We start from the raw sequence: 21918 nt of genomic DNA on the forward strand, positions 1-21918 counted from the left end.
TCCCCCCCCCTTACCCCAGCGCCGCACACCCCGCCCGAAGGTGGCCTGCGCGAAGCCGTCGACGCCTACCAGCGCCAGGTGATCGACGCCTGCCTGCAGCGTCATCAGGACAACTGGGCAGCCGCCGCCCGCGAGCTGGGCCTGGACCGCGCCAACCTCAGCCGCCTGGCCCGGCGCCTGGGCCTTCGCTAGTACTTTCGTACCAAAGGATTAACCCATAAAGCCTCTGGTTGCTTCCCACCGGGCTGCTATATCTCCCTAAACACCGGTAGCAGGGCCGTTACACGGCCAAGCTGCGCGCACCCAGCCCCACTCGCAGGGCAGGGTGCGCCAGCCGGGGTCGCAGAAGCGATCCGTACCGCACACCAGCAGGGAGCATCCATGGACAACATCGTCGTCGCCGACAAGCAATCCGCCGTCGCCACCCAGAGCGCCTGGGGCAACATCACACTGAAAAGCCCAGGTGTCGTGCAGATGCCGGTGGCCCCCGACCAGGTGGCCACCGTCACCCGGCATGGCCAGGACCTGATCGTCACGCTCAAGTCCGGGGAAAAAATCACCGTCGGCAACTTCTTCGCCGTGGACCAGGCGGGCGTGGGCAGCGACATGGTGTTCGTCGGCGAAGACGGCACCCTGTGGCACGCCAACTATGACGCCACCGCCTTCACCGGTTTCACCTTCGACGAAGTGTCCTCGCTCGATGAGCTGGTGGCCGGTATCGGTGTCGCCGGCAGTGCCACGCCCACCTGGGCCATTGCCGGCCTCAGCCTGCTTGGCGTCGGCGGTGCGGCCGCGGCGGCCGACCACAGCGGTGGCGGCGGTGGCGGTGGCTCTGGCGATACCTCGCCGCCGGCCAGCGCCATCGACCTGCTGGTTTCAGCCGATGGCCTGCGCATCACCGGGCGCGGCGAAGCAGGCTCCACGGTCACGGTGCGCGATGCAGCGGGCAATGTGATCGGCACCGGCACGGTGGGTGCCGATGGCACCTTCAACGTGCCGTTGAGCACGCCCCAGCTCAATGGCGAAAACCTTGGCGTCACCCTCACCGATGGCGCCGGCAACAGCTCGCAGGTGGGCGTCATCACTGCGCCGGACACCACACCACCACAACCGCCCAGTGACCTGACGATCAACCCGCAAGGCACCACCCTCACCGGGCGCACCGAACCCGGCGCCAGCGTGCAAGTGCGCGGCCCCGACGGCACGCTGCTGGGCACCGGCGTTGCCGGCGCCGACGGCACCTTCAGCGTCACCTTGCAGCCACCCCAGACCGATGGCCAGGCCCTGCAGGTCACCGCCCAGGACCCCGCCGGCAACACCTCGGCGCCAGCAGGGGTCAACGCACCGGATGACGGGATCGGCAACCCTCCCGATACCACCGCGCCCGATGCGCCGACCGGCCTTGCGGTCAGCGCCGATGGTCGCGTGCTCACCGGGCGCGCCGAACCTGGCAGCACCGTGCGCATCATCGCTGCCGACGGCACCACCGTGCTGGGCACCGCCGTGGCGGGTGCCAACGGTGAGTTCAGCGTCACCCTCGACCCGCCTCAGGTCAGCGGCGAACAGCTGCAAGTGACCGCAACCGACGCTGCCGGCAATACCTCGGTGCCAGGCAACGTCACCGCCCCAGATGTCGACGGTGGCGACACCACGCCCCCCGATGCCCCCAGCAACCTGGTGCTCGGCCTGGCCGGTGCACAACTGAGCGGGCGCGGCGAAGCCGGCAGCACGGTGCAGGTACGCGACGCCGCCGGCAACGTGATTGCCACCGGCACGGTCGGTGCCGACGGCACGTTCCAGCTCACCCTTGCTCCACCTGTGAACAACGGCAGCACGCTGCAGGTAGTGCTCGTCGATGCGGCGGGCAACGTGTCGCCGCCCACCCCGATTACGTCGAGCGACCTGCAGCCGCCCGCGCAACCGACCGACCTGGCACTGGCCGGTGGCATCACCCTCACCGGCCATGGCGAGCCGGGCTCGACCGTGCAGGTGCGCGATGCCAATGGCACCTTGATCGGCACTGGCCAGGTCGCTGCCGACGGCACCTTCAGCCTCACCCTCAACCCCGCCCAGGCCAACGGCGAAACCCTCGACATTCGCCTGGTGGATGCCGCCGGCAACCGCTCCGCCGTACTTGAATTCCAAGCCCCGGACACCACCCCGCCGGGCCTGGTCAGCAATATCGTGGTTGGCAGCGGCGGCCTGCAACTGGCCGGCCGTGGCGAAGCCGGCGCCACCGTCGAGGTGCGCGATGCCAACGGCAACCTAATCGGCAGTGGCGTGGTCGGTGCCAACGGCACCTTCCTGATCGACCTCGACCCGGCCGTGCAGCCGGGCGCGCAACTGGACCTGGTGCAGATCGACAGCGCCGGCAACAGCTCCCCCGTGCTGGACTACCAGGTGCCGCTGACGGCAACCCCCGACAGCCCGAGCAACCTGGTCATCGCCGGCGACGGCAGCAGCATCAGCGGCACTGCCCCGGCCGGTAGCCGGGTGGAAGTGCACGACGCCAACGGTACCCTGGTGGGCACCATCGTAGTGGGCGCCGATGGCACCTTCACCGTTGCCCTGGTACCCCCGCAAGCTAATGGCCAGGTGCTCGACGTGATCGCGGTCGAAGGCAATGCCTCGTCGCTGCCGGTGCCGGTGTCCGCACCGGACATCACCGCCCCGGCCACCCCCGCCGAGCTGACCATCAGCGCCGATGGCAGCGTCGTCAGCGGCCGCGCCGAACCGGGCAGCACCGTGCGCATTCTCGCCGCCGATGGCACCACCGTGCTCGGTAGCGCGGTGGTAGGTGCCAGCGGCGCCTTCAGCATCACCCTGACGCCGCCGCAGGTCGACGGCGAACACCTGCAAGTGACCGCCACCGACCCCGCCGGCAATATCTCCACGGCCGGCAACGTCACCGCACCGGACATCGACGGCGGCGACACCACCCCGCCCGATGCCGCCAGCAATTTGGTGATCGGCTTGGCTGGCGCGCAACTCAGCGGCCGCGGCGAAGTGGGCAGCACCGTGCAGGTGCGCGATGCCGGCGGCAACCTGATCGCCACCGGCACAGTGGGCGCCGACGGCACCTTCCAGCTCACCCTTGCCCCGCCGGTGAACGACGGCAGCACCTTGCAGGTGGTGCTCGTCGATGCGGCGGGCAACGTGTCGCCGCCCGCCCCGGTGACCTCCAGCGACCTGCAGCCGCCTGCGCAACCGAGCGACCTGGCACTGGTCGACGGGATCACCCTCAGCGGCCGTGGCGAACCCGGCGCAACCGTGCAGGTGCATGATGCCAATGGCGCCCTGATCGGCACCGGCCAGGTCGGTGCCGACGGAACCTTCAGCCTCACCCTCACCCCCGCCCAGGCCAATGGCGAAACCCTCGACATCCGCCTGGTCGATGCCGCCGGTAACCGCTCTGCCGCGCTCGACTTCCAAGCCCCGGACATCACCGCGCCGGGCCTGGTCAGCAATATCGTGGTCGGCAGCGGCGGCCTGCAGCTGGCCGGCCGTGGCGAAGCCGGTGCCACGGTCGAGGTGCGCGATGCCGATGGCAACCTGATCGGCAGTGGCGTGGTCGCGGCCAACGGCACCTTCCTGATCAACCTCGACCCGGCCGTGCAGCCGGGCGCGCAACTGGACCTGGTGCAGATCGACAGCGCCGGCAACAGCTCCTCCGTGCTGGACTTCCAGGTGCCGCTGGCGGCAACCCCCGACAGCCCGAGCAACCTGGTGATCGCCGCTGACGGCAGCAGCATCAGCGGCAATGCCCCGGTCGGCAGCCGGGTCGAAGTGCATGATGCCAGCGGCAACGTGGTCGGCAGCATCGTAGTGGGTGCCGACGGCACCTTCACCGTTGCGCTGAACCCGGCGCAAGCCAACGGCCAACTGCTCGATGTGGTCGCGGTCGAAGGCAACGCCACCTCGCTGCCGGTGCCGGTGTCCGCACCCGACATCACCGCCCCCGCCGCCCCGGCCGACCTGACCGTCAGCGCCGACGGCAGCATGGTCAGTGGCCGTGCCGAGCCGGGCAGCACCGTGCGCGTGCTGGCTGCCGACGGCACCACCGTGCTGGGCAGTACCGTAGTGGGCGCCAATGGCGCCTTCAGCATCACCCTCACCCCGCCGCAGGTCGATGGCGAGCAGTTGCAGGTGACCGCTACCGATGGCGCCGGCAATACCTCCACGGCCGGCAACGTCACCGCGCCGGACATCGACGCTGGCGGTGGCGACACCACCCCGCCTGCGCCGGCCAGCAACCTGGTGATCAGCGCCGATGGGCGTACCGTGTCGGGCCGGGGCGAAATCGGCGCCACGGTCAAGGTGCTCGACGACCAGGGCCAGGTGATAGGCACCGGTACCGTGCAGGCAGATGGCAGCTTCAACCTGCAACTGACTGCCCCGGTGGTGAATGGCTCGTCGCTGCAAGTGACCCTGACCGACGCCGCCGGCAATGTCTCGCTCCCCAGCCCGCTGACCGCCCCGGACCTGATAGCCCCTGGCCAACCCAGCGGCCTCAGCCTGACCGACGGCCTGACCTTGGCGGGCAACGCCGAAGGCAACGCCCGTGTCGAAGTACGTGACGCCAACGGCACCCTGATCGGCAGCGCCATCGTTGCCGCGGACGGCACTTTCAGCCTCACCCTCAACCCGGCCCAGGCCAATGGCGAGATCCTGGACATCCGCGTGATCGATGCGGCGGGCAACAGCTCGGCGCCGCTGAGCTACACCGCCCCGGACATCACCCCGCCAGGGCTGGTCACCGATGTGCTGGTCGGCGCCGGCAGCGTGGCGCTTGCCGGCCGTGGCGAAGCGGGGGCCAAGGTTGAAGTGCGCGATGCCGACGGCAACCTCCTCGGCACCGGCACGGTAAATGCCAACGGCACCTTCCACATCGACCTCGACGGCCCTGTCAGTGCCGGTGAGGTCCTGGTCCTGGTGCAAACCGACGCCGCTGGCAACAGCTCCGTGGGCGCCAGCGTCATCGTGCCGCTCACCCCGCTGCCGCAAAGCCCTGCCGACCTCACCGTGGCCGCCGACGGCTCCAGCATCAGCGGCAGCGCCCCGGCCAACAGCCTGGTAGAAGTACACGATGCCGCCGGCAACCTGCTGGGCAGCGTCCAGGCGGGCGCCGATGGCCGCTTCAGCATCGTGCTCAACCCACCCCAGGCCAACGGCGAAGTGCTCGATGTAGTCGCCATCGTCGGCGGCAGCACCTCGTTGCCGACCCCGACCACGGCGCCCGACATCACCCCGCCCAACGCCGCCACCAACCTGCAGCTTGCCGCCGATGGGGTAACCCTCACCGGCCGCGGCGAACCCGGCGCCACCGTGCACGTCAGCAATGCCCAGGGCGACTTCCTGGGCGTCGCCGTGGTCGGCACCAACGGCGTATTCACCCTCACCCTGACGACGCCGCAGACCGACGGCCAGGTGCTGGACATTGTCCTCACCGACGGCGCCGGCAACAGCTCCACCGCCAACCTCACCGCCCCCGACCTGGACGGCCCGCTGCAACCCTCGGCGCTGGCCATCGACACGGCCGGCCTGCACCTCACAGGCGTTGGCCAGGTGGGCTCGACCATCACCGTGCGCGCTGCCGATGGCAGCGTGCTGGGCACCGCCGTGGTGGGCGCCGACGGGCGCTTCGACGTGACCCTCAACCAACCCCAGCGCAATGGCGAAAGCCTGAGCGTGGATGCCACCGACAGCCTCGGCAACAGCGCCGGCCCGGTCAGCTTCACGGCGCCGGACAGCACCCCGCCGCAAGCCGTGGTCGATCCACTCATCAATGCCAGCGGCACCACCGTCACCGGCACCGGCGAGCCAAACGCCACCGTCACCGTGCGCGGCCCGGACGGCAGCGTGCTGGGCACGGCGCAGGTCGCAGGCGACGGCAGCTTCAGCGTTACCCTTGCTACGCCACAGACCAACGGCCAGGCATTGACCGTTGAACAGAAAGACCCTACCGGCAACGTCTCTGCGTCTACCGCGCTGACCGCGCCGGACAGCGTGGCGCCCGGCACCCCTGGCGGCCTGAGCCTGTCGGCCGATGGCACGGTCGTTTCCGGTAGCGGCGAACCCGGCGCCCGGGTGCAAGTCACCGGCACCGGCGGCGTGCTGCTGGGCACTGCCGTGGTGGCGGCCGATGGCAGCTTCCACGTCACCCTCACCCCTGCGCAGCTGAACGGCCAGACCTTGTCGGTTACCCAGGCAGACGCCGCCGGCAACCTCTCCGGTGCCGGCACCCTGACCGCCAACGACCTGCAGGCACCCGAAATTGCCCATGACCTGGCCCTGAGCGCTGGCGGCTCTGTGCTCGGCGGCCAGGGTGAAGCCGGCGCCACGGTGACCGTTCGCAACGCCGCCGGGCAAGTGCTGGGAAGCGGCACGGTCGATCCGGACGGCACCTTCAGCATTATCCTGACGCCGGCCCAGGCCAACGGCCAAGCGCTGTCGGTGGTGCTGCAGGATGCCGCTGGCAACAACTCGCCATCCGCCACCATCACCGCCGCCGACACCACCGCGCCCACCACCCCGACCGGCCTGCAGGTCAGCGCCGATGGCACCCAGCTGCACGGTACCGGCGAAGTCGGCTCGACCGTGCAGGTGCGCAATGCCAATGGCGATTTGCTGGGCACCGTGGTGGTGCCTGCCGGTGGCAACTTCACCGTGACACTGGCGCCTGCACAGGTGGATGGCCAGCAACTGCAGGTCACCCTGACCGATGCGGCCAACAATGTTTCCACCGCTGGCCAAGCCACTGCCCCCGATCACACACCGCCGGCCCTGGTGGATGTGACCGTCAGCCCGGACGGCACCACCGTCAGCGGCAGCGCACCGGGTGCAAGCACGGTGACCATCACCAGCCCCAACGGCACCACCGCCGATGTACCGGTGGACGCCGATGGCAGCTTCAGCGTGACGCTCACGCCGCCACTCACCAATGGCCAGAGCGTCACCGTGGTGGTTTCGGATGCCGCCGGTAACGACACCACCACAACTATCAATGCCCCCGACACCACCCCACCTGCCCCTGCCAGCAACCTCACCGTGAGTGCAGATGGCAAGACCGTCGGCGGCACCGCCGAGCCCGGTAGCACCGTCACCGTGGAGAAGGGCGGCGTCGTGCTGGGCACTGCCACGGCAGGCCCGGACGGCACCTTCGTGATCGCCGTCGATCCGCCGCTGGTCACCAGCGATACCGTGCAGGTCGTGGTCACCGATAAGGCCGGCCTGGACTCCTCTACCGATCTCAACGGCCCTGCTGGCAACGAAGTGGCCACGCCAAGCGACCTGCAGATCAGTGCCGACGGCTTCCTGCTCACTGGCGAAGGTACCGTGGGCTCGCTGATCACCGTGACCTCTGGTGGCACCACGCTGGGTACCGCCGTGGTCGGCAGCGATGGCTTCTTCCGCGTGTTCTTCAGCAACGCCCAGCTCAACGCGCAAACCCTGCAGGTCACCGCCCGCGACGCACTCAGCGGCAAGCCCTCGGTGCCCGCCACCGTGGTGGCAGCGGACACCACCGCACCAGACGCACCGACCCAGCTGACCATCGACCGCGTCGGCAGCACCCTCACCGGCCATGGCGAAGTAGGCGCCACCGTGCGCGTGGTGGATGCCCAGGGCACAGTGCTGGGGACCGCGACCGTGGGCAGCAACGGGCTGTTCAGCGTCAGCCTGGTGCCCCCGCAGGCCAATGGCCAGACCCTCACCGTGACCCAGGCCGACGCGGCCGGCAACGTCTCACTCGCCGCAACCCAGCAAGCATTCGACCTGCAGGCGCCAAACGCGGCCACAGGCCTTAGCCTGAACAACGCCGCCACCGTGGTCAGCGGCCAGGGTGAAGCCGGCGCTACGGTCACCATCCGCGATGCCAGCGGCGCGATCCTGGCCACCGGCACGGTCAACCAGAGCGGCCAGTTCCAGATCACCCTGCCCAATGCACAAACCACCGGCAGCGCGCTGCAAGTCACCCTGACCGATGCCGCCGGCAACACCTCCGGCCCGGCCAGCGTGGCGACTCCCGACCGCACGCCTCCGGCAGCGGTCAGCGACGTTGCCCTCAGCGCCGATGGCAAGCAGTTGTCCGGCAGCGGCGAAGTGGGCGCCACCGTGCAAGTGCGCGATGCCGCCGGCAATGTGGTCGGCAGCGCCAGTGTGGGCGCCGACGGGCGCTTCACGGTGAGCTTCGACCCACCACAGAACAGCGGCCAGGCAATTGGCGTGAGCCAGGTGGACGCCGCCGGCAACACCTCGCCTGCCTTCACCCTGAGCACCCCGGACCTGACGCCGCCAGCGGCGCTGACGAACGTGGCGCTCAACAACAACGGCCTGACCATGACCGGCCTGGGCGAAGCCGGTGCCACCGTGACCGTGCGCGGCCCGGACGGCACCATCATCGGCACCGGCCTGGTGGCCGCCAACGGCAGCTTCACCCTGACCCTCACCAGTGCCCAGCTCAATGCCCAGCACCTGAGCGTGACCCAGACCGACGCCGGCAACAACACCTCGGCCGCCGTCGCCGTCACCGCGCCGGACCTCACCCCACCGGCCGCGCCAACCGCGCTGACCCTGGCCGGCAGCGGCCTGCAACTGAGCGGCCAGGCCGAAGCGGGCAGCACGGTCAATGTGCGCGACGCCGCAGGCAACCTGCTGGGCAGCGCCGTGGCCAACGCCAACGGCACCTTCCAGGTCACCCTCAACAGTGCCCAGACCAACGGCCAGACCTTGCAGGTGACCGCCACCGATGCCGCCGGCAACGTATCGGCCAGCGCACCCTACACCGCTGCCGACACCACCCCGCCCGCCGCAGTCGCCAACCTGGCCGTAGCGGCCAATGGCACGACCCTGACCGGTACCGGTGAAGCCGGTGCCACGGTCACCGTGCGCGCGCCCGATGGCAGCTCCCTGGGCACCGCCACGGTCGGCAGCGATGGCCGCTTCAGCGTCAACCTCTCGCCGGCCGCGTCTGCCGGTGAAAACCTCAGCGTGACCCAGACCGATGCGGCCCAGAACGTGTCGCCGCCGCAATCGGTCACCGCGCCCGGCAACCTGGCGCCGGATGCCCCTGACAACCTGGTGCTGTCGGCCAACGGCCTGGTGGTCACCGGCAGCGCGGCGCCGGGCAGCACGGTGAGTGTCTATGGCCCTGGCGGCGTGTTGCTGGGCATGGCGCCGGTCGGTAACGGCGGCACCTTCAGCGTCACCCTCGGCAGCGCCCAGGCCAACGGCGAAGTGCTCTCCGTCAGTGCCACCGGCCCTGACGGCAGCGCCTCGCTGCCGGCCACCTTGCAGGCACCGGACATCACCCCACCGCAACCGCTCACCAACCTGGTGCTGGGCAGCGACGGCCTGACCCTCAGCGGGCGCGGCGAAGCAGGCGCCACCGTCACCGTGATCGGTGAGGGCGGGACCGACCTGGGCACCGCCGTGGTCGATGCCAACGGCAATTTCAGCATTACCTTGAGCACCCCGCAGATCAACGGCGAGCGGCTCAGCGCCAGCCAGACGGACGCCGCGGGCAACGAGTCGAACAGCATCAGCCTCATCGCCCCTGACCACGTGCCACCCGCACCCGCCGCCAACCTTGCCTTCAGCGCCGGCGGCAGCCTGCTCAACGGCACCGGCGAAGCCGGCAGCACGGTGAAAGTGCTGGCCGCCGATGGCAGCGTGCTGGGCACGGCGGTGGTCCGTGGCGACGGCACCTTCCAGGTCAGCCTCGGCTCGCCCCAGGCCAACGGCCAGCAAGTGCAGGTGGTGTTGACCGACGCCGCCGGCAATCAGTCGCTGCCAAGCCCGATCACCGCGGCAGACACCACGCCACCCGCCGCCGTAACGGCGCTGGCGATTTCCAGCGACGGCGTTACCCTCACCGGCCGCGGCGAAGTGGGCGCGCTGGTGACCGTGCGCGATCCAGCCGGCAACCCCATCGGCACGGCGCTGGTCGATGCCAGCGGCCACTTCACCATCACCCTCAGCCCGGCGCTGGGCAACGCGGAGATCCTGAGCTTTACCCAGACCGACGCGGCCGGCAACGTGTCGGCCGTAGCGACCTTGCAGACCCCAGACTTCACCCCGCCGGCCCTGCTCACCAATGTGGCGATCAACGCCGATGGCAGCGTGGTCACCGGGCGCGGTGAAGTGGGTGCGACCGTCACCGTGACCAATGCCGCAGGCGCGGTACTGGGCACTACCGTGGTGCTCGCCGATGGCAGCTTCAGCGTCCAGCTGACGCCGCCGCAGATCAACCAGCAGGTGCTGTCGGTGCAGCAGGCCGACCCACCCGGCAACATCAGCCTGCCGGTCACGGTCGATGCCCCGGACCTGACGCCGCCTGCCGCGGCAGTGGGGCTGCACCTGAACGCTGGCGGCGACCAGCTCAGCGGTACCGGCGAAGCCGGCAGCACCGTGCGTGTCTACCTCGGCGCCGTGGAAGTCGGCACCGCCACGGTTGGCGCCAATGGCACCTTCGTCGTCAACCTCAACACACCGAAGCTCAATGGCGAACTGCTGCAAGTGAGCCTGACCGACGCCAGTGGCAACGTCTCGACGATCAGCACCATCACGGCGGTCGATATCACCCCACCGGCGGCCGTGGTTGCCTCGCTCAATGCCAGCGGCACGCAGCTTGTCGGCACTGGCGAAGCCGGCACTCGCGTCACCGTGATGAACAATCAGGGCGACCTGGTCGGCCAAGGTGTGGTCGATGCCAACGGCACCTTGGTGATTCACCTCAGCACGCCGCAGATCAACGGCCAAGTGCTGACCGTGATTGCCCAGGATGCCACCGGCAACCCTTCCCTGCCGCTGCAACTGACCGCGCCCGACCTGACCCCGCCGGTAGCACCCGGCAACCTCACCCTGACCGGCAATGGCACGTTGCTCAGCGGCACGGCAGAAGCGGGCACCGTCATCACCGTGCGCAACCCTGCCGGCACCGTAGTCGGTAGCATCACGGTAGGAGCAGAAGGTGAGTTCAACGTCGTACTGAGCCCGGCGCAGAACAACGGCCAGCTGCTGACGGTGATTTCCACCGACACGGCAGGCAATATCTCGCTGCCAGCCGAATACCAGACCATCGACACCTCCCCGCCCGCCGCCGTCACCAACCTTGCCATCAGCAATACCTATGACACCCTCACCGGGCGTGGCGAAGTGGGCGCGACCGTGACGGTCAGCTTCGGCGGCGCAGTGATTGGCACCGGCCGCGTCGACGGCGGCGGCAATTTCTCGATCAGCCTGCAACCGTCACCGGGCTCGGCTGCGACCCTGGCCGTTACCCAGACCGATGCCGCCAGCAACACCTCGGCGGTGGCCAGCTATGTCACGCCACTGGTGCCGCCACCGGAACCACCGATCAATGTGCTGCTGGCCGCCAACGGCCTGACCCTGACCGGTACTGCCGCCGCTGGCGCGTCGATCCGCGTCTACGATGCTGGCGGCAACCTGCTTGGCACTGGCCTGGCAAACCTCATCAACGGCGGCTTCTCGTTGACCCTCAACAGCGCCCAGCTCAACGGGCAACACTTGACCGTGACTGCCGTATCGCTGCTCGGTGGTGAGTCGCAGCCGGTGTTCGTCACCGCGACCGACACCACGCCGCCCCTCAACCCACTGGTTACTGCGCTGTCGGCCAACGGCCTGCTGCTCAGCGGTACCGGTGAGGCCGGCGCGACTGTCACCGTGCGCGATGCCTCCGGCAACGTGCTCGGCACTGGCCTGGTCAACGGCGCAGGGGCGTTCAGCATCAACCTCAACAGCGCCCAGCTCAACGGCCAGGTACTGAGCGTGAGCCAGGCCGATGCCGCGCAGAACGTGTCCGGCAGCACCAGCTTCACGGCACCGGATGTGCAGGCACCGATCCCGCCGAGCAACCTCATCCTCACCGGCGGCGGCGCCGTACTGACCGGTACTGGTGAGCCGGGCGCGACCGTCACCGTAACCGGCCCGGGTGGCTCGCTCGGCACTGCCGTGGTGCAAGCCAACGGCAGCTTCAGCATCACCCTCAGCAGCCCGCAGAACGATGGCCAACTGCTCACCGTGCTCCAGGCCGACGCCACTGGCAACAAGTCCGGCAGCGTCTCCATCACCGCGCCGGACACCACCCCGCCCGCCGCCCCCGTGGCAGCGATCAACGCCAACGGCACCACGGTGACCGGCTCCGGCCAGATCGGCAGCACGGTCACCGTGCGCAACAGTGCCGGCACCGTGCTCGGTACCGCCATCGTGGGCAGCAACGGCCTGTTCGTGGTCAGCCTGGCCGCGGCGCAGATCGACAACCAGGCGCTGAGCGTCACCCTCACCGACGGTGCGGGGAACGTCTCGACCGGCACGGCCCTGACCGCACCCGACCTCACCCCGCCTGCAGTCGCCGGCAACCTGGTGATCAGCGCCGACGGCAGCACCCTCACCGGCACCGGCGAGCCGGGTGCCACCGTCACCGTGCGCAGCGCCAGCGGCACCGTGCTGCAGACCGCGACCGTGCAGGGCAACGGCACCTTCACCGTGACCCTGAGCCCAGCCCAGGACAACGGCCAGGTGCTGTCGATCACCCTCACCGACCCACGCAACAACGTCTCCGGCAACGTCAACATCACCGCGCCCGACGTCGATGCCAACCTGCCGGTGATCGCCAGCGACAACCTGGCCACCGCCACGGTCAACCTGGCACCGGTGGTCGGTCACCAGACCTACAACGACAGCTTCACCACCTTGCTGTCCGGCTTCACCAAGACCTACACCTGGACGGTGGGTGCGGGCACCACGGTGGACCCGACCCTGACCCTGACCACCAACAGCGCCCTGGCGCTGCTCAATAACGCCACCTTCACCTTGCAGGTGAAAAATGCCGCCGGCGTCTGGGTGACCCTGGCCACCGGCAACAGCCAGGGCCTGCTGGACCTGATCCTGCTGCCGCTGGGCCAGGGCATCCGCGTCGATATCGGCGTGCTGCAGGCCGGCGACTACCGCCTCACCGTCGGCAGCGGCGGCATTGGCCTGGTGACCAACGTCACCACCACGCTGGACATCGATACCACCAGCCTGACGCAGTTCACCGGCACCGGCACGCCGCTGACCGGCAACGTCATCAGCGACCCTGGCGTGGATGGCAGCACCGACTCCCGTGGGCCGGACAACGGCGCCGTGCTGCAGGTATTGAAGAACGGCAGCTACGTCAACGCCGGCAGCGCCACCGAAGTGCAAGGCCTGTACGGCACCCTGGTGATCCGCGCCGACGGCACCTACACCTATACCCCCAACGGCACGCCATCGAGTGTCGGCAAGGTGGATGTGTTCAGCTACCAGCTGGTGCACAGCAACGGCCTGTCCGATAGCGCAACCCTCTATGTGCGCATCGACAGCCCGCAAGCCACGGAGATCTGGAACAGCAACAACCTTGGCGCGCCGGCCACGGTGGTGGATGCGGTCAACGATGTCGACAGCACCCACATCACCCTGGCCAACCGGGTCGACAGCAGCAGCAGCACCCTGGGTACGCTCAGCCTGCCGCTGATCGGCGGGCGCCAGGCCAACTACGACACCACGATCGCCGCCAACACCAGCGCCGACCTGCAAGTGGTGGTCAACTCCACCAACCTGCTGACCCTGCTCGGCAGTACCACCATCGCCCTGTACAAGCTCAACGCCAGCGGCCAGTACGTGCTGGTGCAGTCGGTACCGGGCAGCTCGCTGCTGACCCTGCTCGGCGGTGGCGCTGGCTACACCTTCACCGGCCAGGGCGCCGGCAGCTACCAGGTGCGCGTCAGCGCCAGCGGTATCGGGCTGCTCAGCTCGATCACCACCAGCCTCAACACCACCACCACGCACCTCACCGAGTTCGTGGTCAGCAACTACACCGCCGTCAGTGGCAACCTGATCACCGACCCCAACGGGGCCGACAACCTCGGCTCGTCGCTCACCGTGCTGAGCGTGCTGGTGGCCGGCAACACCTACGCCATCCCGGGCTACAACGGCATCACCGTGGCCGGCACCTATGGCTCGCTGCTGGTGCATGCCGACGGCAGCTACACCTACACCCTCAACAGTGGGCTCACCTCGGCGGTGGTCGGCCAGCACGACACCTTCACCTATGAGCTGACCCACCCCAACGGCACCAGCGACACCGCCACCCTGACCATCAACCTGGACAACGCGGCCGGCTTCACCGCTACCACCTCGATGCTCGCCGACAGCCTCGACGACGGCGTGGCCCTGGCCGCGGCGGCCGCAGCCAGCGACGTCATCGCCGGTACCGACGGCAACGACCACCTGGTGGGCAGCCAGGGTGGCCACATCACCCTGCAAGGCGGGGCCGGCGACGACACCCTGGTGGTGGTCGACCAGCAGTTCGCCAGCGTCGATGGCGGCACCGGCACCGATACCCTGCTGTGGGGCGGCGGCGATACCAGCATCGACCTGGGCAACCTGGTCGGGCGGGTGCACAACATCGAAGTCATCGACCTCAACGACACCAGCTCGGTCGCGCTGACCCTCAACCTGGCTGACGTGGTGGCCATCACCGAAACCGGCAAGGACACGCTGATCATCAAGGGCGATGACAAGGATTCGGTGCACCTCACGGACAACTGGGCGCTTACCGGCAACCAGGTCGCCGACGGCATCGACTATAACCAATACACGGCCCAGGAGGACCCAAGCCACCACCTGTGGGTACAAAACGGCATCCATGTCGTCTGAGGCCGCAGTAACCCGCCGGGCGCCACGCCCGGCGGCAAGGACGAACAGGCAGTAAGGGAATTTCGTGAAGCGACGCAGTCTGCTGTCTCCACTGATGACGGGAGCCTTCGGGCTCCTGGTACTGAACCTGCACCCGGTTGCCCACGCAGCCGATGATATAGACCCCGCACTGCGCAGCATCGGCCCGTCGCTGTTGCGCGATGCCCCCGACGCCATCCCTGCCCGCCCGCCGTCGGGCCTTGCTGCCAGCCCGGGCGACCGGCTGGGGCTGGCCGAGGCGGTGCTGGCCGCCGCGCAGTGGCACCCAAGCATCGCCGAGGCCATCGGCAACCTGTACAAGCAGGGCGAAGGCATCAACGTTGCCAAGGCCGGTTACTACCCGCAGATATCCGGCGGCATCCGCACCGGTTACGACACCGGGTACGGCGGTGATCGCAACAGCCAGGCGCTGAACCTCTCGCTCAAACAGATGCTCTACGATTTCGGCAAGGTCGACAGCGCCGTCGACGCCGCCCACGCCGCCGCTGCCCGGGCCCAGGCCAACATCCTGCTGGTGGTCGACGACCTGGCGCGTGACACCGCCTACGCCTGGATCGAAACCCGCCGCTACGAGCAGCTGATGGTCATCGCCCGCGATCAGATCCGCGGCGTCGACGACATCGCCGGCATGGCCCGCCAGCGCAGCGACATGGGCGCCAGCACCCGCTCCGATGTGGTCCAGGCCGAATCGCGGGTGGAAGGCGCCCGGGCCACCCTGGAGGAATACCAGGCGCAGTACCAGCGCTGGCGCTCGATCCTCGCCGCCCTGCTGGGGCGCGTGTCGCCACCGGCCCTGGCCGAAGAAACCCCGCCCGAGCTGAACCAGGCCTGCAAGCGCCCAGGCGCCGGCGACGACCGCCTGCCCGCGGTGCTCATGGCCCTGGCCCTGCGCGCGCAGTCCAAGGCTGAGCTGGCCCAGGCCAAGGCCGAGGCCTACCCGACCCTGTCGCTGCAACCGCAGGTCAACCATTACCTGGACAACGACTACGACCGCGACAACCGCAGCCTCGACCGCACCCAGGCGGGCATCTACCTGAACCTGGAAGTGCCGATCTACCAGGGCGGCGCCATCAGTGCCCGCAGCCGCGCCGCAGGCTATGCCCTGACCGCAGCCGACTCGGCCGAAGACGCCGCCCGCCTGCAGGCGCGCCGCGGCCTGGCCGAAGCCATGGCGCAGACCTCCGGGCTGGGCCGCCGGCTCAATTCGCTGGAAGCGCGCCAGGTCAGCATCCAGGAGGCGCGCATGCTCTACGGCCGGCAGTACCTGGACCTGGGCACGCGGCCGCTGCTCGACCTGCTCAACGCCGAGCAGGAAATCTACCAGTCACGCTTCGAACTCGCCGGCACGCGCTCCGACCTGCTGCGCCTGGATGTCGACTGCCTGTACAACACGGGCGCCCTGCGCAGCGCCCTGGGCCTGGAAGGGCGCAACCTGCAAGGGGTGGAAATCGAGCCATGAACGATACCGTCAATCTGAGCCAGGCCAGTCAGCAGCAGCCCCCCGAACAGGCGGTGGCCCATCGGCCCGACCTCGGGCCGTGGCTCGAAGTCATGCTGCAGGTCGCCCATCACTACCGCCTCGACGTCTCGCCCCAGCGCATTCGCCTGGCGGCCGTGGAAGATGCCCGCCCGCTGGACGAGATCCTGCGCCATATGGCGCGCCAGGCGGGCCTGGCGCTGCGCTTCGTGCGCTTCGACGCCAAGGCCCTGAAGCAATGGCGCACGCCGCTGGTGCTGGAGCTCGACGACGGCCAGCTGGCCGTGGTCGAAGCGGTGACCGAGGAAAACGAGCTGGCCGTGGTGTTCGCCGGCGACCAGCGGCTGACCTCGCGCCTGCCCCGCTCGGCACTCGAAGGGCGTATCAACCGGGTGGCCTTGATGCGCCCGGCGCGGCCGCTGCGCGATGTGCGCACCGACGACTACACCGCCCCCTACGACCGCCACTGGTTCGCCCGCATCGTGCTGCGCGACCTGCGCCCTTACGGCCAGGTGATGGTCGCCTCGCTGGTGGCCAACGTGCTGGCCCTGGCGGGCGTGCTGTTTTCCATGCAGGTGTACGACCGGGTGATCCCGGCCGAATCGCTGCCCACCTTGTATGTGCTGTTCGGCGGGGTAGTGCTGGCGCTGGTGTTCGATTTCAGCATGCGCCTGCTGCGCCTGAAGGTCACCGACCTGCTCGGCAAGCGCGCCGACCTGCGTGTGTCGGACCTGGTCTACGGCCATGCCCTGCGCCTGCGCAACTCGGCGCGGCCGAAATCCACCGGCTCGTTCATCTCGCAGTTGCGCGAGCTGGAGTCGATCCGCGACCTGATCACCTCCAGCACCGCCACGGCCCTGGCCGACCTGCCGTTCTTCCTGCTGTTCCTGTTCGTGTTCTGGCTGATTGGCGGGGTGCTGGTGCTGATCCCGCTGGTGGCACTGCTGGCGATGGTGCTGCCGGGGCTGCTCGCGCAACGCCGGCTGGCGCGCCTGGCCAACGCCTCGATGCGCGAGTCGTCGCTGCGCAATGCCATGCTGGTGGAAAGCATCCAGGGCCTGGACGAGATCAAGGCGCTGCAGGCCGAAGCGCGTTTCGAGCGGCAGTGGAACCAGTACAACGCCGCCTGTGCCCACACCAACCTGCGCCTGCGCACCCTGACCAACGGCCTGGTGACCTGGACCCAGAACGTACAGGGCGCGGTGTTCGCCGTGGTGATCGTTATCGGTGCGCCCATGGTGATCGCCGGCGACCTCACCACCGGTAGCCTGGTGGCCGCCTCGATGCTGTCGTCGCGGATGATGGCGCCGCTGGCCCAGCTCACCCATGTGCTGACCCGCTGGCAGCAGGCCAAGGTGGCGCTGCAGGGCCTGGACAAGCTGATGCAGTCGCCGGTCGACCACCCCGAGGGCGAAGCCCGCGTGCACCTGCCGGCCATCCGCGGCGAGTACAGCCTGCGCCAGGCCAACTTCCGCTACGACGCCGAAGCGCCACCGGTGCTGAACATCGGCCAGCTCGACATCCAGCCGGGCGAACGCATCGCCGTGCTGGGGCGCAACGGCGCCGGCAAGTCGACCTTGCTGCAGGCCCTGGGCGGGGCCATGGACCTGGTCGAAGGCGAAGTCACCCTCGACGGCATTGCCCTGGCCCACCTCGACCCGGCCGACCTGCGCCGCGACGTCGGCCTGCTGCCCCAGTACGCACGGCTGTTCCACGGCACCCTGCGGGAAAACCTCACCCTCGGCGCCGGCCAGGCCAGCGACCAGGAGCTGGTGGCAGCGCTGGCCGCCACTGGCGCCCTGGACTTCGTCCGGCGCCTGCCCAAGGGCCTGGACCACCTGATCCTCGAAGGTGGCATAGGCCTGTCGGGCGGGCAGCGCCAGGCCCTGGTGCTGTCACGCCTGCTGGTGCGCCAGCCGCAGGTATTGCTGCTGGACGAGCCCACCGCCTCGCTGGACGACATGACCGAACGCAAGCTGCTCGACAACCTCGACCGCTTCTGCCAAGGCCGTACCCTGGTGATCGCCACCCACCGCTTGAGCGTGCTGCAGCGGGTCGATCGGATCATCGTGCTGGATGGCGGGCGCATCGTCATCGACGACAGCCGCGAAGCCGCCCTGGCAAAACTGCAAGGAGGCCAGGCATGAGCAACCACGAACTCCCCGCGTCCTACCTGGACGGCCAGGATGACCAGGCGGTGCTGCGCGCCGGGCGGGTCATCCTGCTCTGCGCGCTGATGCTGGCGGCGTTCCTCGGCTGGGCCGCCTGGTTCGAGGTGACCGAGGTGTCCACCGGCACCGGCAAGGTGATCCCCAGCTCGCGCGAGCAGGTGATCCAGTCGTTCGAGGGCGGCATCGTCGCCGAGATGAACGTGGCCGAGGGCGATCTGGTCGAGCGCGGCCAGGTGCTGGCCCAGCTCGACCCGACCAAGACCGCCTCCAGTGTCGGCGAGAGCGAGGCCAAGTACCGCGCGGCCAAGGCCAGCGTGGCGCGGCTGCGCGCCGAGGTCACCGGCAAGCCGCTGAGCTTCCCCGAGAGCCTGCGTGATTCCCCCGAGCTGATCGACGCCGAAACCGCCCTCTACGAAACCCGCAGGCGTGGCCTGGAGCAGACCCTGGCAGGTATCGAGGACTCGCTGCGGCTGGTGCGCAGCGAACTGAAGATCACCGAGAACCTGGCCAAGATGGGCGCTTCCAGCCGGGTCGAGGTGATCCGCCTGAACCGCCAGCGCTCGGAGCTGGAGCTCAAGGCCAACGAAGCCCGCTCCGACTACCTGGTGCGCGCCCGCGAAGAGCTGGCCAAGGCCAGCGCCGAGGCCGACAGCCTGTCGGAGGTGATCCGCGGGCGCAGCGATTCGCTGTCGCGCCTGACCTTGCGCTCGCCGGTGCGCGGCATCGTCAAGGACATCGAGGTCAACACCTTGGGCGGCGTGGTGCAGCCGGGTGGGCAGGTGATGAAGATCGTGCCGATGGACGAGCGGCTGCTGATCGAAACCCGCATCGCGCCACGGGACATCGCCTTCATCCACCCCGACCAGGCGGCCAAGGTGAAGATCAGTGCCTATGACTATTCGGTGTATGGCGGGCTGGACGGCAAGGTGGTGGGGATATCGCCCGACACCCTGCAAGATGAGGTGAAACCGGAAATCTACTATTACCGGGTGTTCATCCGCACCGAGCAGGACAGCCTGCAGAACAAGGCCGGCAAGCGCTTTGCCATCGTCCCGGGGATGATTGCCACGGTGGATATCCGCACCGGCGAGAAGACCATCCTCGACTACCTGATCAAACCGCTGAACCGCGCCCGCGAGGCCCTGCGCGAGCGCTGAGGGCCGCTGCGCGGCCATCGCCGGCAAGCTGGCTCCCACAGGGATTGGGGTGTGCTCGGTACCTGTGGGAGCCGGCTTGCCGGCGATAGGGCCCTCAACGGCTCGACCACGCTAAAGCCCCAGGCAAACAGGCCGATAACCCGTTATCCCCTGTTTCCCACCACGAAGGTCCCCATGGCCACGCAAAACGCTCGCGCGGACTCGCTGTCGCTGCTGCTGTTCACCCTGCGCAGCGGCAAGCTGATGGCAATCAACCTGCTCAAGGTCAGCGAGATCATCCCCTGCCCGCCATTGACCAAGCTGCCCGAATCGCACCCGCATGTGAAAGGCGTGGCCACCCTGCGCGGCAACTCGCTGTCGGTGATCGACCTGTCACGCGCCATCGGCGAACGCCCGCTGGCCGACCCCGACGGCGGCTGCCTGATCGTCACCGAGATCAGCCGCTCGCGCCAAGGCCTGCACGTGCAGGCGGTGAGCCGCATCGTCCACTGCCTGAGCACCGACATCAAACCGCCGCCCTTTGGCTCGGGCAACCGCTCGTACATCACCGGTGTGACCCGGGTGGACGACAACCTGGTGCAGGTGCTGGACATCGAGAAAGTCATCCACGCCATCGCCCCGCCCCAGCCCGTGGCGCACCCTGGCGAACTCGGCGAGGAAGACGCCAGCCTGCTGGCTGCCGCCAATATCCTGGTGGTGGACGACAGCCAGGTGGCCCTGCAGCAGTCGGTGCACACCCTGCGCAACCTCGGCATCGAGTGCCACACCGCGCGCAGTGCCAAGGATGCGATCAACGTGCTGCTGGAGCTGCAAGGCACCGCGCAGGAAATCAACATCATCGTCTCCGACATCGAAATGTCGGAAATGGATGGCTACGCCTTCACCCGCACCCTGCGCGAGACGCCGGACTTCCAGCACCTGTACATTCTCCTGCACACCTCGCTGGACAGCGTGATGAGCGGCGAGAAGGCCCGCCTGGCCGGGGCCAATGCCATCCTCACCAAGTTCTCCTCGCCCGAGCTCACCGACTGCCTGGTGGTCGCCGCGCGCACCGTGGTGTTTGCCGAGCGCTGAACAACCGTGTTGTTATATTCAGCGACAAACTCCTCGGCCCACGGCCGGGGATGACTCGGGCATAATTCGCGCCCCTCGGATCATTCGTCGGAACCGCGTCATGAAGTCCTACAGCTCCCTCCTCATCGCTTGCGCACTGTTCAGCGGCATTGCCCAGGCCTCCACCAGCCAGGCCTGGAACGAGCAGCGCCAGCAGATGCTCAAAGCCTGCCTGGCCGCCAGCCAGTTCAAGGATGCCCACGCTCGTGGCAAGCCGGCCGAATTCGATGACCAGGTCGGCTTCAGTGCCCTGCTGGTCGAAGGCGTCTACCCACAGAAGCACATGCAGCAGCGCACCGGCACCGAGCTGTGCCTGTACGACCGCCGCCAGCAACGCGCCTTCGTCAGCGAATGGAACCCTGACGCCAAGTGAACGAAAACCTGCGTTTTGCCTGTACCGGCTGCGGCAAGTGCTGCACCGGCCACCACGTGCCGCTGACCCTGGCTGAGTCGCGCCAATGGGCAGCTGCCGGCGGCCAGGTGGTGGTGTTGATCGAAGGGTTCGTGGCCGATGGCCCGGGCATGCCGGCCGACCAGCGCGAGCATGTGCTGCGCCGCTCGCACCCGGTGCCTTGCGGTGCGGGCGAGGTGCGCGTGGCGGTGACCTTCGCCGCGTTCAACCCCGGGCGTTGCCGCAACCTCGATGACAACGACCTGTGCACCATCTACGAAAACCGGCCACTGGTCTGCCGTATCTACCCGGTGGAAATCAACCCGCACATTCCACTGCGGCCCGAGAACAAGGACTGCCCGCCCGAAGCCTGGGAACAAGGCCCTGAGCTGATCCACGGCACGCAGCCGGTCGACCCGCAGCTGGCCGCCCTGGTGCAGGCCTCGCGCCAGGCCGACCGTGACGATATCGCGGCCAAGGTGGCGGTGTGCCAGGCGTTGGGGATGACCTGCAGTGCGCTCAAGGGCAATGGGTTTACCGCTTATTTGCCAGAGATGGCGGCGTTCGCGGCGGCGTTGCAGCAGGTGGCGGTGGCCGACGGTGCAGTGTGGACTTTGCATGTGAGCGATGGAGGTTTGGCAGCGGAGCTGCATGCGCTGGGCCTGCAGACCACCAGCGAAACACCGGTGTACTACGCCTTCATTGGGTTCTAGGTAGTCAGTACCGGCCCTATCGCCGGCAAGCCGGCTCCCACAGGTAACGCCGCAGATGTCGAGAACTGCGCTGTACCTGTGGGAGCCGGCTTGCCGGCGATAGGGCCGGTGCTGACACCCCACCCTGCGAAACTGTCAGCGCTGTCAGCCAGACGTCACG

General features: G+C 68.6%; 8 protein-coding genes. All 8 read left to right on the forward strand.

Going from position 1 to position 21918, the window contains the following annotated elements; all coding sequences use genetic code 11:
• The coding region (locus L6D75_RS09015; RefSeq protein WP_276574730.1) for a helix-turn-helix domain-containing protein at positions 1-192 on the forward strand (192 nt) is incomplete at its 5' end.
• Between the two features lie 189 nt (positions 193-381).
• The gene (locus tag L6D75_RS09020; RefSeq protein ID WP_176516898.1) at positions 382-14697 is read left to right on the forward strand and encodes a BapA/Bap/LapF family large adhesin; all 14316 of its coding nucleotides are present in this window, start codon (positions 382-384) and stop codon (positions 14695-14697) included.
• Positions 14698-14761: 64 nt separating this feature from the next.
• Positions 14762-16195, forward strand: a complete 1434-nt coding sequence (locus L6D75_RS09025) for a TolC family outer membrane protein (protein ID WP_176516896.1) — start codon at positions 14762-14764, stop codon at positions 16193-16195.
• Positions 16192-18360 (forward strand): type I secretion system permease/ATPase, encoded by a 2169-nt coding sequence (locus tag L6D75_RS09030; RefSeq protein WP_176516894.1) that lies wholly within the window; start codon positions 16192-16194, stop codon positions 18358-18360. The genes L6D75_RS09025 and L6D75_RS09030 overlap by 4 nt, the downstream gene beginning before the upstream one ends.
• Positions 18357-19541 (forward strand): HlyD family type I secretion periplasmic adaptor subunit, encoded by a 1185-nt coding sequence (locus L6D75_RS09035; protein ID WP_176516892.1) that lies wholly within the window; start codon positions 18357-18359, stop codon positions 19539-19541. Before L6D75_RS09030 ends, L6D75_RS09035 begins: the two co-directional genes overlap by 4 nt.
• A gap of 174 nt (positions 19542-19715) precedes the next feature.
• Entirely contained in the window at positions 19716-20615 is a 900-nt protein-coding gene (locus L6D75_RS09040; protein ID WP_176516890.1) for a chemotaxis protein, read from the forward strand.
• A gap of 100 nt (positions 20616-20715) precedes the next feature.
• Positions 20716-21027, forward strand: coding sequence for a hypothetical protein (locus L6D75_RS09045; RefSeq protein WP_176516888.1), 312 nt, complete (start codon positions 20716-20718; stop codon positions 21025-21027).
• Positions 21024-21758 carry a YkgJ family cysteine cluster protein gene (locus L6D75_RS09050; protein WP_176516885.1) on the forward strand — a complete coding sequence of 245 codons (735 nt, stop codon included), beginning with the start codon at positions 21024-21026 and terminating at the stop codon, positions 21756-21758. Before L6D75_RS09045 ends, L6D75_RS09050 begins: the two co-directional genes overlap by 4 nt.
• Positions 21759-21918: the final 160 nt, after the last annotated feature.

This window comes from Pseudomonas faucium (genome assembly GCF_021602585.1).
Classification (GTDB): domain Bacteria; phylum Pseudomonadota; class Gammaproteobacteria; order Pseudomonadales; family Pseudomonadaceae; genus Aquipseudomonas; species Aquipseudomonas faucium.